This window comes from Rhodococcus sp. WWJCD1 (assembly GCF_002258735.1).
Taxonomy (GTDB): domain Bacteria; phylum Actinomycetota; class Actinomycetes; order Mycobacteriales; family Mycobacteriaceae; genus Rhodococcoides.
On the sequence record NZ_NOXY01000010.1, the window covers coordinates 1 to 14,043 of the forward strand.

Annotated in this window: 13 protein-coding genes and 1 pseudogene; 4 read left to right on the top strand and 10 right to left on the bottom strand. The window is 64.4% G+C overall.

Features of this window, described 5'->3' with window-relative positions:
- The 4 genes and pseudogenes from CH286_RS28135 to CH286_RS06755 all read right to left on the bottom strand — a co-directional run.
- Nucleotides 1–98 (bottom strand): annotated as a pseudogene (locus tag CH286_RS28135) (acyl-ACP desaturase); the annotation flags it as partial.
- Nucleotides 99–226: 128 nt separating this feature from the next.
- Nucleotides 227–655 (bottom strand): GtrA family protein, encoded by a 429-nt coding sequence (locus CH286_RS06750; RefSeq protein WP_255182592.1) that lies wholly within the window; start codon nucleotides 653–655, stop codon nucleotides 227–229.
- Nucleotides 656–819: 164 nt separating this feature from the next.
- Nucleotides 820–987 carry a hypothetical protein gene (locus tag CH286_RS27795; RefSeq protein WP_155289282.1) on the bottom strand — a complete coding sequence of 56 codons (168 nt, stop codon included), beginning with the start codon at nucleotides 985–987 and terminating at the stop codon, nucleotides 820–822.
- Between the two features lie 74 nt (nucleotides 988–1,061).
- Nucleotides 1,062–2,447 carry a maltokinase N-terminal cap-like domain-containing protein gene (locus CH286_RS06755; protein ID WP_094608747.1) on the bottom strand — a complete coding sequence of 462 codons (1,386 nt, stop codon included), beginning with the start codon at nucleotides 2,445–2,447 and terminating at the stop codon, nucleotides 1,062–1,064.
- A 156-nt stretch (nucleotides 2,448–2,603) separates the two neighbouring features.
- Here CH286_RS06755 and CH286_RS06760 point away from each other — a divergent pair, with 156 nt between their 5' ends.
- A complete protein-coding gene (locus CH286_RS06760; protein WP_094608748.1) occupies nucleotides 2,604–3,368 on the top strand; it encodes a pirin family protein in 765 nt (254 codons plus the stop codon).
- 111 nt (nucleotides 3,369–3,479) lie between these two features.
- Nucleotides 3,480–3,974 (top strand): DUF4190 domain-containing protein, encoded by a 495-nt coding sequence (locus CH286_RS06765; protein ID WP_230594552.1) that lies wholly within the window; start codon nucleotides 3,480–3,482, stop codon nucleotides 3,972–3,974.
- Nucleotides 3,975–4,023: 49 nt separating this feature from the next.
- Here CH286_RS06765 and CH286_RS06770 read toward each other — a convergent pair whose 3' ends face one another.
- From CH286_RS06770 to CH286_RS06785, 4 genes are all read right to left on the bottom strand, one after another.
- Nucleotides 4,024–5,133, bottom strand: a complete 1,110-nt coding sequence (locus tag CH286_RS06770; protein ID WP_094608749.1) for a GGDEF domain-containing protein — start codon at nucleotides 5,131–5,133, stop codon at nucleotides 4,024–4,026.
- A 101-nt stretch (nucleotides 5,134–5,234) separates the two neighbouring features.
- Nucleotides 5,235–6,818, bottom strand: a complete 1,584-nt coding sequence (locus tag CH286_RS06775; protein ID WP_176458169.1) for an ABC transporter permease — start codon at nucleotides 6,816–6,818, stop codon at nucleotides 5,235–5,237.
- A complete protein-coding gene (locus CH286_RS06780; RefSeq protein ID WP_032402834.1) occupies nucleotides 6,815–7,693 on the bottom strand; it encodes an ABC transporter ATP-binding protein in 879 nt (292 codons plus the stop codon). Before CH286_RS06780 ends, CH286_RS06775 begins: the two co-directional genes overlap by 4 nt.
- On the bottom strand, nucleotides 7,690–8,304 hold the full coding sequence (locus CH286_RS06785) for a TetR/AcrR family transcriptional regulator (RefSeq protein WP_094608766.1): 615 nt from the start codon (nucleotides 8,302–8,304) through the stop codon (nucleotides 7,690–7,692). The genes CH286_RS06780 and CH286_RS06785 overlap by 4 nt, the downstream gene beginning before the upstream one ends.
- A 54-nt stretch (nucleotides 8,305–8,358) precedes the next feature.
- Here CH286_RS06785 and CH286_RS06790 point away from each other — a divergent pair, with 54 nt between their 5' ends.
- Nucleotides 8,359–10,317, top strand: coding sequence for a M13 family metallopeptidase (locus CH286_RS06790; RefSeq protein ID WP_094608750.1), 1,959 nt, complete (start codon nucleotides 8,359–8,361; stop codon nucleotides 10,315–10,317).
- Between the two features lie 30 nt (nucleotides 10,318–10,347).
- Nucleotides 10,348–11,658, top strand: coding sequence for a cytochrome P450 (locus tag CH286_RS06795; RefSeq protein ID WP_094608751.1), 1,311 nt, complete (start codon nucleotides 10,348–10,350; stop codon nucleotides 11,656–11,658).
- On the opposite strand, the gene CH286_RS06800 is transcribed toward CH286_RS06795, so the two are convergent.
- Complete coding sequence (locus tag CH286_RS06800) at nucleotides 11,636–12,715, bottom strand: ABC transporter ATP-binding protein (RefSeq protein ID WP_094608752.1); 1,080 nt, start codon at nucleotides 12,713–12,715, stop codon at nucleotides 11,636–11,638. The genes CH286_RS06795 and CH286_RS06800 overlap by 23 nt on opposite strands.
- Nucleotides 12,715–14,040 carry an ABC transporter substrate-binding protein gene (locus tag CH286_RS06805; protein ID WP_032402837.1) on the bottom strand — a complete coding sequence of 442 codons (1,326 nt, stop codon included), beginning with the start codon at nucleotides 14,038–14,040 and terminating at the stop codon, nucleotides 12,715–12,717. Before CH286_RS06805 ends, CH286_RS06800 begins: the two co-directional genes overlap by 1 nt.
- Nucleotides 14,041–14,043 lie beyond the last annotated feature (3 nt).

Genomic DNA, 14,043 nt, shown 5'->3' on the forward strand with positions numbered 1-14,043 from the left:
TGCCATTCGCGCGCCATCGTGATGTGACGGTTCACGTTGTCTTCGGCAGTGGGTACCAGCTCCTGCAGAAGCTCGAGCTGTGTCAGATCCCTCGCCATTGGCATGTCTCCTCGCATCGACGTCAGCTCACGAGCCTAGAGCCAAGAGTGCGACGGGTGTGGAGCCTCGCCGAGATTCTGTTAGAGGTAGCAACCGACGCCGACACCGAGTGGTGCGACCTCACAGGTCATTGCTGGACAGGTTCGAGGCCGGAGAAGTTCGGTGCTCGGAACACCCACCCGCGAAGGGCGAGGAAACGGGCGGCCCCGAAGAGACCGCTGACAGCGATCACCACCACAACCTGGGCGTAGGCCGCTGCACCAGGAAGGAGGATGTGCATCGCGGCCAGTGCGGCGGTACTCAGACCGAGACCGATCAGAGCGAGCCCGCCGGCTTCCCACTGCGTCTGGAACCAGCCGACCCGGCCGGCCGCGTGGAAGGTGTGACGGCGGTGCAACTCGTTGGCCAGGACAGTGCTGGCAGCAACACCCGCGAGATTGGCTGTGAACGATCCCAGGGATGCCAGGGCGACGAACAACAGGGCGTACACACCGTTGCTCGATACCCCGACGATCACGAACCGAGTGAACTGAGCGAGAACCGACTCTCCGAGCATCCTCGACTTGATACGGGGCGCACAGCCCGACGGCCCGGCCGTAGCCGAGGCTTTCAGCGAGGTGCTCACGTGATCTCCAGTTGTAGAACCGGAAGCGTCGATCGGCGCTTCGCTTCGATACAACTCCGAACATGGGCACATCGGTCTCGGACGTGACGGACGTCTCAGGCTTTGGAGGAACTTTCTTCCCGAGCGCGCTTCTTGCGGTCCAGGTCGATGTTGAGACTGTTGGGCTTGATCGACGCGACGAACAACACCGCAACGAGCACCACCACAACGAGGATGGTGATGACGACCACCGCGATGCCGAAGATTGCCAAAATACCGTTCATGTCCTGCCTCCCGTGTCAGGCAATACGGTACTTGTCGTAGACAGGCCCGTCGACGTGCACCCCCAGCTCACCGATCAGCTCACCAACCGCTCCACAGCACGCATCGGCAACGACAACCAGGTCGGCCGGTTGCGCGCCTCGTACAGAACCTCGTAGACGGCCTTGTCGAGTTCGTATGCGCGCAGCAGGTCGGCCTCGTCGCGCGGATCGTGCCCGGCCACCGAGGCGTAGCCGTCGAAGAACGAGGCGATGCTCCGCGCAGCCCACTGGTCGGCTCGCTCTCGCGTCGACGGGTGCTCGGGCTGATCGACCAGCAGATGGTTCGCTGCGTAGTCGAACGAGCGAAGCATTCCCGCGACGTCCCGCAGGGAACTGTCCATCTGTCTACGCTCGGCCAAGGTCTTGGCGGGCTCGCCCTCGAAGTCGATGAGCAGCCACCGCTCGGGAGTCCCCAACACCTGCCCCAGATGCAGATCACCATGGATGCGCTGCACGGTGGTGCTGTTCGACGCCTCTGCCCGCGAGATGAGGGCCGCCGCCGCCGGGATGTACTGGGCGATCTCCGGCACCACCCGCGCCACACCCGAGATACGAGCCAGAATTTCCTCGACAGCGGTCGATTCGACCGAGCGTTCGACGGTACCCAGCACCGAGGCCAGGTCGTGGTGCACCTGCGCGACGGCTGCTCCGATGCGGTGCGCGTCCCGAGCGAAATCGCCGGGCAGTTCTTCGATCGGCGTATCGGGGGAATCGAACACCTCGCGAACACTTGCCAGCGCTGCGGTCCAGCCTTCGGTGGAGTTCGCAGCGAAGTCCTGAATCATGCCAAGAGTGGTCGGCTCACCGTCGACGACGGCTTCCAGCCAGCCCCGCAGCGGTGCGACGTTGGCACTGCCCGCCTCCGCCAGGGCGCGATGCAGTTCGACATCGGGGCTCACGCCCGGCGGAACCTGTCGAAACAGTTTGAGCAACAGCAGATCACCGAGAATCACCGAGGTGTTGGACTGCTCGGCCCCCAGAACCCGACCCGGCAGACCGCTCGGCACACTCGAACCGTCGACGATCTTGAATTCGATGCTGCCCGTGGAATTTCCGGAAGCGAAGGCGTCGCCGTACAGGCCGATGATCTCAGGGTCTCGCAAACCGTCGAACACGGCCACCTCGCCCACCACCGGAAGCACCCACGGCCGGAGCTCGTCGGTCAGCTCGGTGCGGAAGCCCAGCGGCACCTGATACGTCTGCGTCACCACCGCGCCGTCCTGTGTCATTCGCACCTCCACCAGCAGGTGCTCGGCCGCGAAATGCGGTTCGTCGCGAAGAACTTCGCGTTCGAGGATCTGCACGGAATCCACGGTCGACCCCTTCGCACCGAACCACCGTTGCGCCGGTAGCCATGTCGCCAGCGCCTCCGTGAGCTGAGGTTCGACCGTGCGTGAAGCACTCGAGCTGGAACCGACCATGAGAATCTCTCGCCGCCTTCGTGGGAGTTTGCGGAGCTGTGACCGTACGAAGCGAAACCTACCCACTCCCGGCGCCGCTCACACACCGACGGCAACGACACCCGAACGTTATGCAGGTCGTACGCCGGTGCACCGACATGCTCGTACAGTGGTCACATGTCCGCTTCACTGACCGCCCACATCGATGTGCACCGCGCAGGTGATCGACTGAAAACCCGTGTGTCCTGGCTGGACTCGAAACATTCGTTCTCCTTCGGCCAGCACTACGACCCCGACAACACCCATCACGGACTGCTGCTGGTCAACAACGACGACATCGTCACTGCCGGTCAGGGTTTCGAGACGCACCCGCATCGCGACATGGAGATCGTCACCTGGGTGGTGCAGGGTTCGCTGGTGCACCAGGACTCCATAGGCCATTCCGGAATCATCTATCCCGGACTCGCGCAACGGATGAGCGCGGGCAAAGGCATCATGCACTCGGAGAAGAACGACTCCTGGAACATCGACGGCAATCGGCACACCGAACCCGTTCGCTTCGTGCAGATGTGGGTGTTGCCGGACAGTCCTGGCACCACGCCCGGATACGAACAACTCGAAATCGGCGACGAGTTGCTGCGCGGCGGGCTGGTCACCGTGGCGTCGGGCATGGAGAAGCACCGTGGGGAGGCCGCGATCGGCATCTCACAGAAGTCGGCGGCGCTGCACGCAGCCAGGTTGTTGCCCGAGAAATCGGTAACGGTGCCCGACGCGCCTTTCGTCCATGTCTTCGTCGCCCGCGGCACCGTCTCGATGGAGGGCGTCGGTGAACTGTACGAGGGCGATGCCGTCCGCATGAGTTCGACTGGCGGACAACGTATTACCGCTACCGAGCCGGCCGAGGTGCTGATCTGGGAGATGCATTCGCGTCTCGGCGGCTGACATAAACGTTCGATGACAAGTTGATCACGGGAACACGTGGGGCGTGTGCGCAGGGCAGACACCCGCATACACTCCCAGCGTTCGCGATCGCCGACTTCGGAGGTACTCAACGTGTCGAACCAGAATCCGCCTCCGGGTGACTATCCCCCTCCCGGAAACTACCCTTCACCCGGCGAATACCCCCAGCAAGGCGGGTATCCGCAACAAGGCGGGTACCAGGACCAGCCGACAGCACCGAAGAACACGATCGGAACAGTGGCTCTGGTTCTCGCGATTCTGGGTGTGTTGTTCTCCTGGACCATCGTCGGCGGTGTTGTCCTCGGCCTGATCGCCATCGTTCTCGGGTTCGTCGGGCGGTCCAGGTACAAGAAGCGCGTCGCCACCAACGGGACCGTGTCCCTCATCGCGATCATCCTGGGTGTCGTGGCTGCAGCATTGTCGATCATTCTGGTCGTCGTCGGCATCGGTTTGTTCAACGCCGTCGGTGGACAGGACTTCACCGACTGCATCAGCAACGCAGGCAGCGATACTGCTGCGCAACAGCAATGTGCCGACGAATTCCAGCAGAACGTCGAGAACCAGTACGACGACTCGACACCGAACTGATTCTGGGCTGAGGCACTCGCGTATCGGTGCCTCAGCCAGTCCGGTCGCCTCAGGTAGTCAGATCACCTCGGGCCGACAGGTCCGCCACCACCACTTGATTGCCGCCCTGCTGCTTTGCCTCGTACATCGCCGCGTCTGCTCGTCGTAACAATCGCGTGGTGAGCGCGACGACGTCCGCACCGATACCGGAGCCTTCGGAACTCGGGTACGTGCAGTGCGCGACACCTATGCTCACCGTCAGCGGCGCGGAGTCCCCCGCCGAGTGCGCTGCATGTCGATATTCCTCGGCCAACGCTCTGGCCTCGTTCTCGGCCAGCTTGGTCACCACCGCGAACTCCTCACCGCCCACCCTGGCGACCAACACACCGTCCTTCGTCAACCGACGCGCGACGAGCTGCAGGGCCGTGTCGCCCTGATGATGGCCGAATCGGTCGTTGATCGACTTGAATCGATCCACGTCCACGACCATCACTGCAACGTTGTCTGCACCGAGGAAGTAGACCGGTAGTGCCTCGTCGAGGCCTCGACGATTGCGCACCTGGGTGAGTGGGTCGAAGTTGGCCGCCTGGGCTTGTACCTGAAGCTTGAGCAGCAGGTACTGGAAGAACGTCGGGCCCATGAACGTAATGGGTATCAGCACCACGAGTTGTGCGACGGCCAATCCATGATCGGTGTCGGGTGACAGCAGGATCAGCACGAAGAAGAGCGTCACGGCCGATCCGGCCCACAGGAGATGCAGCGCCATGACTCTCGGACTGTGGAAGAGCTGGACGTAGACGCTGTTGGCGGCGAGCATCGCGAGAGCCAAGAAGACAGACTGAGGCGATCCGTAGGACAACAGGACCAGCGTCACTCCGATGTCCGAGTACCCGGCGAACATCAGGGACACGCGCTTCGACGGCCACGGAGCCTTCAGCCAGGCGACACCGACCAACAGCGTCGACACGATCGCAACCACGAAGATCGACCTACCGATCGCAGAGGTCGGCGGAGAATCGGTGAGCAGCAACAGTGCGGCTGCACCGAGTCCGTAGGAGAACGTACTCAGTGATGCGGCGAGTCGATACGGTACGAGCGCACCGTGCAGATCGAGGTAGCTCACCACCGACTCGTAGCTGTGCGGCTGGTTCCACCATGTGCGCAGGAATGTCGATTGCACCTAACCTCCAGCGCGTTCCGGCCCTGAATCCACCGGACCGGACGCTTCACCGCCGGGCCGGGCCGGACATATCGGCCACCCTCGATGCTATTCGACCGTCGTCACCCTCGGATGTCTCTTCGGCGGAATGCTCCCGACCCCACGGCACCGACGACGATGGCGACCACGAGGAGCCATCCGAAGGGCTCGAGCGAGAAGGCCCCTCCCGGCAATCGCGGCACGTGGGTGAAGGGCGACAGATCGAGCCACGGTTGCGGCAAGCCGACCACCGACCCGATCTGGCCGAGCGCGACGAAGCCGCCCAGGACGGCCCATAGGAGAGTCGCGAATCGAGGGACCGCACCGAACAACGCCACGCCGATGGCCGTAATTACCCACACGGCCGGAAGCTGACCCAGTGCGCCGCCGAGAACGGACGGCAGTTCGCCCGCGATATCGCCGGTGGCCGACCCGTACGTCAGCCCGACGGTGAGACCGACGACCAGCAGCAGCCACGCCGGTCCCAGAACGGCGAGGAGCAGATGCCCTGCCGGCCACCGAAGGCGCGAGGTACCGGTGGCCAGCACGATCTCGGCCAGGCCCGCCTCTTCCTCACTGTGGAGCCGCAGCAGGGCCGACACCGAGTAGGCCGCCACCATGATGCCGACGATGCTCAGCACTGCGGCAATGAACGATTGTTCGAGTGTGGTGCCGCCGAATTTTCCGAGCGCGTCGCTGATGGCAGTGCTGCTGCCGAGCTGGTCACCGATCCCGTCCGTGGACGATCCGATGACGATGCCGAACAGGGCGAGCCCAACGGTCCAGACTACGACGGTTCCGCGAGAGAGTCGCCAGGCGAGGGCGACGGGACCGGACAGTGAAGGAACGGCAGCCACCCGGCCGCGGCGCTCGGCCCGCAAACCACTGCCGAGATCGCGCCGACTGGCTGCCACGAATGCCGCGGCACAGAACGCTGCTGCAGCCGCCAGCGACAGCAGCAGCGGCCACCACCTCTCGTCGGCGAACGGCCGCACCTGCGCCGACCAACCGATCGGCGAGAACCACGACAGGGTTCCCGAGCCGATGTCGCCGATCGCTCTGAGAACGAACGCTGCGGCCAACACGCCGAGGGCGTAACCGCGAGCCACGCGCGCCCCGGACGCCACCTGCGCCGCCAGCGCCGCACAGCCGACGAACACCGCACCGACGACGACGATCGAGGCACCGAACGCGAGGCTCCCGGTCACCGGCAGACCGAATGCCCACAGCGAGATGAACGCCAACATTCCCGTCGCCACAACGCCGCCGCCGGCGAGCAGCACGGCCGCTGTCAGCCCTGCGTATCTGCCCACTGCAGTCGACCCGATCAGCTCGGTGCGCCCCGCATCCTCTTCACCGCGGGTGTGCCGAACGACGGTGAGGATCGCCGCCAGGGGAACAAGGGTGAGCATCAGGCCTGCGCGCCACGCCACCAGGGCACCGAGGTCGCTGCCGAAGATCGGTCCGACGAGCGCCGCTTGTGCCGGCACTGCCTCGGTGCCGAGATAGAACGATTGACGGTCTGCCGCCGTCGGATACAGCCCCTCGAAGCTCACCGCGTACAGCAGCGGGAGTGCTCCGAGCAGAACGACCCATATCGGCGCCACCAGGCGATCGCGGCGCAGGTACAACCGCAGCAGTGCCCCCGTCCCGCTCAGGCCGCTCATGCGTAGTACCTCATGAACAGCTCCTCGAGAGTCGGAGCGGAGCTGACCAGGCTCTGCACTCCCGCATCGGCCAGAACGTGCATCACCGCAGCCAGGGCCTCGTTCTCCACGGTGCAGGTGACGGTGGATCTGTCCACGTCGACCGCAGTGACTCCGGCGAGTGTTGCGAGGTCGTCCGGTACTCGATCGACGGTGGCGGTCACCGTCGTGCGGGTGAGGTGCCGCATCGATGCCAGCGTGCCGGTATCCACCGTTCGACCGTCCTTGACGATGGTCACCGAGCTACACAGCGCATCGACCTCGGACAGGATGTGCGACGACAGCAGCACCGTGACTCCGCGTCGGGCAGCATCTTTCACACAGTCGGCAAAGTGCTGTTCCATCAGCGGATCGAGTCCTGATGTGGGTTCGTCGAGAATCAACAGCTCGACGTTCGATGCCAGAGCCGAGATCAATGCAACCTTCTGCCGATTGCCCTTGGAGTACGTTCGGCTGCGCTTGCCGGGGTCGAGAGCGAATCGTTCGAGCAGTTCGGCGCGGCGCGTGGCGTCGATGCCGCCGCGCATTCGGCCCAGAAGATCGATCACCTCACCGCCGGTCAACGACGGCCACAGCGTCACATCGCCCGGGACGTAGGCCAGACGTCGGTGCAACGCCACGGTGTCGGCCCACGGGTCCGCGCCGAGCAGTCGCACGGTGCCGGACGTCGCCCGGACGAGCCCGAGCAGCACGCGAATCGTCGTGGATTTTCCTGCTCCGTTGGGACCGAGGAAGCCGTGCACCTCCCCGGTTTCGACGCGTAGGTCGAGTCCGTCGAGCGCCCGGACCGAACCGAACGTCTTCACCAATCCGTCGACTTCGATTGCCTCGGTCATTTCTTGGCCTCCAGGTAGGCGTCCAAAGCTTGTGAATCGGTGAACAGTCCGTTGGTGTAGAGCTCGAGAGCCGGGAGCATGACCTCGTCACCGAGCGCGGTCAGAGCCTCACGGAAGTCGACGTCGGGGCCGGCCATCTGCACGTACAGCAGTAGGCCGCCCACGTTCTGTCTGGTCATGAATCGGGCGCGTGCCGCGGGGTCTCGGCTGGGCGTGAATCGGCCGTCGCGGACACCGTCGTCGATGTAGCGGACGGCGTCGTCGACCATGTGCTCGAACAACTCTCGCGCCAGTGCGCCGCCCGCCGAGAAGCTGCGCACGATGTACGCGACGAGCGGCGCGTACTCGTCGATGCGAGCGAGCTGCTCCATCATCCCGGCGGGGCCGGCCGACGCAGTCTTCGATTCCCGGATCACCCGCAGAACGTGCTCGTCACAGGCCGTTCGCAGACCCTCCTTGGATCCGAAATGGTGGTTGACGAGCCCAGGTGAGACGCCTGCCGCCGTGGCGATCGACCGCAACCCGGCGGTGAAGCCCTGTGCGCCGAAGACGTCGATCGCGGTATCGCGGATCCGTGCCCTGGTCGTGAGATCCTCGGTTGCTGTACGCATGTACAGCACATTAAACACCCGTTCAATCAAGCGCAAGAGTGTAAAGATGGACGCATGACTTCAGTAGTGAACTCGGGCATCGATCTCAGCTACCAGGACGAGAACACACGCGCGCAGGACGACCTCTTCGTGCACGTCAACGGCAAATGGCTCGAGGATTACGCCATCCCGGCCGACCGCGCCGTCGACGGAGCCTTCCGGACGTTGTACGACCGCGCCGAAGTGGACGTGCAGACGATCATCGAAGAGTCCGCCTCCTCGAATCCCCCCGCCGGCAGCGACGCGCAGAAGATCGGCGACCTGTTCTCGAGCTTCATGGATGCCGACCGCGCCGAGCAGCTCGGCGTCACCCCGATCGCCGACGAGCTCACCGCCATCGCCGACGCGGCGGACCTCGTCACCCTCGCCGAGGTTCTCGGCTCACTGCAGCGCACCGGCGTGGGCGGTGGCATCGGCCAGTACGTGGACACCGACGCCAAGCAGTCCGATCGCTACCTCGTGCATTTCAGCCAGTCCGGTATCGGTCTGCCCGACGAGTCGTACTACCGCCAGGACGAATACGCAGAGATTCGTGCGAGCTACGTCGAACACATCTCGAAGATGTTCGCGCTCAGCGGTATCGAGTACGACGCGCAGACGGTGTTCGACCTCGAGAAGAAAATCGCGGCAGGCCATTGGGATGTCGTCGCCAGGCGTGACGCCGAGAAGAGCTACAACCTTGTCCAATTCGATACCCTCGTCAAGAACGAGCCCGGATTCAATTGGGCTGCATGGATTTCCGGTCTCGGAGCCACCACCGAACAGTTTGCCGAGATCGTCGTGCGGCAGCCGTCGTTCCTCAGCACCTTCGTTGCACTGTGGGCCTCCGAGGACATCGAAGCCTGGAAGGCGTGGCTCGCCTGGCGCGTCGTACATTCCCGCGCGCCCTTCCTGACGAGCGAGATCGTCGACGAGAACTTCGCGTTCTACGGAACGACGTTGACCGGAACCGAGGAGAACCGGGAGCGCTGGAAGCGTGGAGTCTCCCTGGTGCAGGACGTTCTCGGCGAGGCCGTCGGCAAGCTGTACGTCGAACGCCATTTCCCCGCCGACTCCAAGGCGCGGATGCAGGTGTTGGTCGAGAACCTCACCGAGGCGTATCGCCGCAACATCTCCGAGCTCGAATGGATGAGTCCGGAGACGCGTGAGAAGGCGCTGGACAAGCTGGACAAGTTCACCCCCAAGATCGGCTACCCCGATCGCTGGCGCGACTACTCGGGCGTGGAGATCAGCGCCGACGACCTACTCGGTAACTACCGCCGCGGCTACACCGCCGACCACCAGCGTGATCTCGACAAGCTCGGCGGTCCGGTCGACCGCGACGAGTGGTTCATGACGCCGCAGACCGTCAATGCCTACTACAACCCCGGCATGAACGAAATCGTCTTTCCTGCAGCCATTCTGCAACCACCGTTCTTCGACCCGGAGGCAGACGACGCGGCCAACTACGGCGGCATCGGAGCGGTGATCGGCCACGAGATCGGCCACGGATTCGACGACCAGGGTGCCAAGTACGACGGCGACGGCAACATGGTCGATTGGTGGACCGACAGCGACCGCACCGAGTTCGGCAAGCGCACGACGGCCCTGATCGAGCAGTACAACGAGTTCGAACCCGCGGCGCTGCCAGGGCACAAGGTCAACGGCGAATTCACCATCGGTGAGAACATCGGCGATCTGGGTGGCTTGTCCATCGCGGTCGCGGCCTACGAGATCTCGCTCGAGGGCAAGGAAGCGCCGGTGCTCGACGGCCTGACCGGGTTGCAGCGCGTGTTCTTCGGCTGGTCGCAGGTATGGCGCACCAAGGCACGAGACGCCGAGGCGATCCGTCGTCTCGCCGTCGATCCGCACTCGCCGCCGGAGTTCCGCTGCAACGGCGTCGTCCGCAATCTGGACAGTTTTCACCAAGCATTCGACGTACAGCCCGGAGATGCGTTGTACTTGGAGCCGGATGAGCGCGTCAAGATCTGGTAGTACCGGGTAGGACAAGGGGAGGGTGTTCGGATGAGGGAATTCGTACGATGGCTTGCAGCGCACGGGGTCATTCGCTTCGCGGCCAGACGAGCAGCGGCAGCGGGCGATCCGCAGGCCATGCTGGTGGCCGATCCTGCGACGCGGGCGAATCCCACGCCGGTGTACGAAAAGCTGCGCGGCACGGCTCCGCTGGTGAAGACCCGCATCTCGAACATCACCGTGCACCATCGGGTGGCCTTCGACCTGCTGCGCTCCGACGACTTTCGAGTCACCCGACTGGGCGGCACCTTGCCCGCACCGCTGCAGTGGATCGAGCGACACACCAGATCCGGTGCCCTGCACCCGATTCTGCCGCCGTCTCTCCTCTCGGTCGAACCGCCCGATCACACCCGGTACCGCAAACTGGTGTCCTCGGTGTTCACCGCTCGGGCCGTCGCGCAGATGCGCGATCAGGTGCAGGAGACCGCCGACGCGTTGCTCGACGAGCTGTCCGACGGTTCTCCGGTGGTCGACATCGTCGATCGCTACTGCGCCCGTCTGCCGGTCGCGGTGATCGGGCGGATCCTCGGCGTTCCGGAGGAAGACAACCAACGGGTACTCGAATTCGGTGAGATGGCCGCACCGAGCCTCGACATCGGCTTGTCCTGGGACCAGTTCAAGCAGGTCGAACGCGGGCTGATCGGGTTCGACGCCTGGCTCTCCCAGCACATCGCCGAGCTGCGCCGCACTCCCGGTGACGATCTGATGAGCCAGCTGATCGCCGCGAAGGACGAAGGCATCGGCCTCAACGACGAAGAGCTCAGGGCCACCGCAGGATTGGTGCTGGCGGCAGGATTCGAGACGACCGTCAACCTGCTCGGCAGCGGAATCCGGTTGCTGCTCGATCACCCCGATCAGCTCGCTGTGCTGCAGCAGGATCCGTCACATTGGCCCACTGCCATCGACGAGATGCTGCGGATGGAATCTCCGGTGCAGCTGACCGCACGGGCCGCCAAACACGACGTCGTGGTGGAGGGCGTGCCGATCAGCGAAGGATCACTGGTGATCCTCGTGCTCGCCGGTGCCAACCGAGACCCGCTGGTGTTCGAGGATCCGAACAGATTCGACGTCACCCGCGCCAACGCAGGCAAGCACCTGTCGTTCTCGGGCGGACGCCACTACTGCCTCGGCGCAGCACTTGCCAAGGCCGAATCGGAAGTAGGCCTCAAAGCGCTGTTCGACAGGTTCCCCCACCTGCGCTCCGCAGGCGAGGGAACCCGTCGCAACACCCGCGTCCTGCACGGATGGGCCACCCTGCCGATCGACCTCGGTGAGCCCGCTACGACAACCGCAGGCCGGTAGCGGAGTCGAAGAAGAACAACTCGTCCAGCTTGGGCACCAGCCGAACGGTTTCGGCCAGTGCGATGGACAGCTTGCGGTCGACCCGAACCGAGATGCGCCCGGACGGCGTCGTCCACCCACCGTCGAGGCTGGGTGCGGATGCGTAGACGAACGACTCCGCACCCAGTTCCTCGATCAGCTCGACGGTCAGCTGCAAACCGGTGCCGTCGCCCACCAGGTCCCACGATTCCGGACGAATTCCGACCACCACGCGCTCACGTGCCGAGGACGGGACCGGGATGCGCAGTTCGCCGAGTACGGCGGCGCCGTCGCGCACAGGAGCGTCGACGAGGTTCATGCCGGGTGACCCGATGAACCCCGCGACGAACGTGTTGACGGGGTTGTCGTACAGCTCCCGCGGAGCGGCGATCTGCTGCAACTTGCCATCGAGCAGTACCGCGACCCGGTCACCCATCGTCATGGCCTCGACCTGATCGTGGGTGACGTACACCGTGGTGGTGCCCAATCGTCGCTGTAGGCCGGCGATCTGGGCTCTGGTCGATACTCGCAGCTTGGCGTCGAGGTTGGACAGCGGCTCGTCCATGCAGAACACCTTGGGTTGACGCACGATGGCGCGTCCCATAGCTACACGCTGACGCTGACCACCTGACAGCTTGCCGGGTTTGCGACCGAGCAGCGGCTCGAGCTCGAGCATCTTCGCCGCGTCGAGCACCCGTGCTGCGGTGTCCGCCTTGCTCATTCCGGCGTTGCGCAGTGCGAAGCCCATGTTGTCCCCGACGGTCATGTTGGGGTAGAGCGCGTAGTTCTGGAACACCATCGCGACGTCCCTGGCCCGCGGTGCCAACGAGGTGACGTCCACTCCGCCGATGTCGATGTGACCGCTCTCGACGGATTCGAGGCCGGCGAGCATGCGCAGACTCGTCGACTTTCCACAGCCCGATGGCCCGACCAGGACAATGAATTCACCGTCCGCGATGTCGAGTTCCAGGCTGTCCACAGCGAGCGAATCGGCTCCCGGGTACCGGTGCGAGACGCCGGCGTAGTGAACGGCCGCCATTACTTCGGCAGCTTCGGGGTGATCTGGCGGTCGATGATCTGCTGCAGCTGCTCCGAGATGGACGCGAATGTTGTTGCCACATCGGCGTTCTGCAGTGCGATCTGCTCGAGTCCGCTACCGATGATCTTGTCGCCGCCGGGTACGAACACCCGGGCAGCGTCCTGGGAGCGGGTGCGCGCCAACTGGTCGACGGCCGTCTTCGCGTTGGGGTTGGCCTCGAGGAATGCAATCTCCGACGGGTCCTGCTGCGCCGACTTGCGGACCGGCATGTACCCGGTGTTCTGCGAGAAGTAGGCGGTGTTGGCACCGTTGGTGACGAAGTCGATGAACTTGAGTGCGTTCACCTTTCGCTCGTCCGAGATCTTCGCGGGGACGGCCAGGCCGGCACCACCGGTGGGGCAGCCCGGTGTGCCCTCGGTGGCAGGCAGGAACGCGGTGCCGAACTCGAAGGCGGCACCGGCCTTGATCGTGGAGAGGTCGCCGGTGGAGGCGATCGTGGAGGCGAGGATGCCCGCGGCGAAGTCGTTTGCGATGTCGTTCGACACCGCGGCGTACTTCTTGGTGTGGATCATGTCCTGCAGGAACTTGCCTGCCGCAATGGTATTGGGGTCATCGAACTTCAGCTCGAACTGATCGGAGTACGATCCGCCGAATGTCCAGATCGGCCCCTCGAACGTCCACCCGAGGTAGTCGACAGCGTTGCCCCAACCGTGAGCGAGCTTGCCGTTTCCGACGACGGCCTGGATGCGCGGGCCCCATTCGTCGAATTCCTGCCAGGTGGCCGGTCCGCGATCGGGCAGTCCCGCCTGCTGCCACACGGCCTTGTTGTAGTAGAACAGAGGCGTCGAGCGTGCATACGGCAGCGCCCAGTGGCTACCGTTCCAGTTGTAATCGGCAAGAAGCGAATCCACGTAATCGGACTGGTCGACGCCGGCCGCGGAGAAGTGCTTGTCGAGGGGCTCGATCGCACCGGTGAGTGCGTAGTTGAACCACCAGACATCCGAAAGCACGACGACGTCGGGCACATCGTCGCCCGAGAGTGCCGCGTTGAACTTCTGCGACACCTCCTCGTAGTTCTTGCCGCCGTCGATGAGATTGACCGTCAGGCCCGGGTTCTGAGCCTGGAACCGCGAGATCAGCTCCTTCTCGAACTCCTGGGACTTGCCCGGGTGGTTCGACCAGAAGTTGATGGTGTTCGCATCGCCTTCGACACCGCCGCCGCCGGACGAGCCCGATCCGGGGCCGCTGCATGCCGCGAGGGCTGCGGCGGCCGCAGCCGCACCGGTGAGCGTGAGGAAGCCACGCCGATTGATGATGTGTGCCATGGT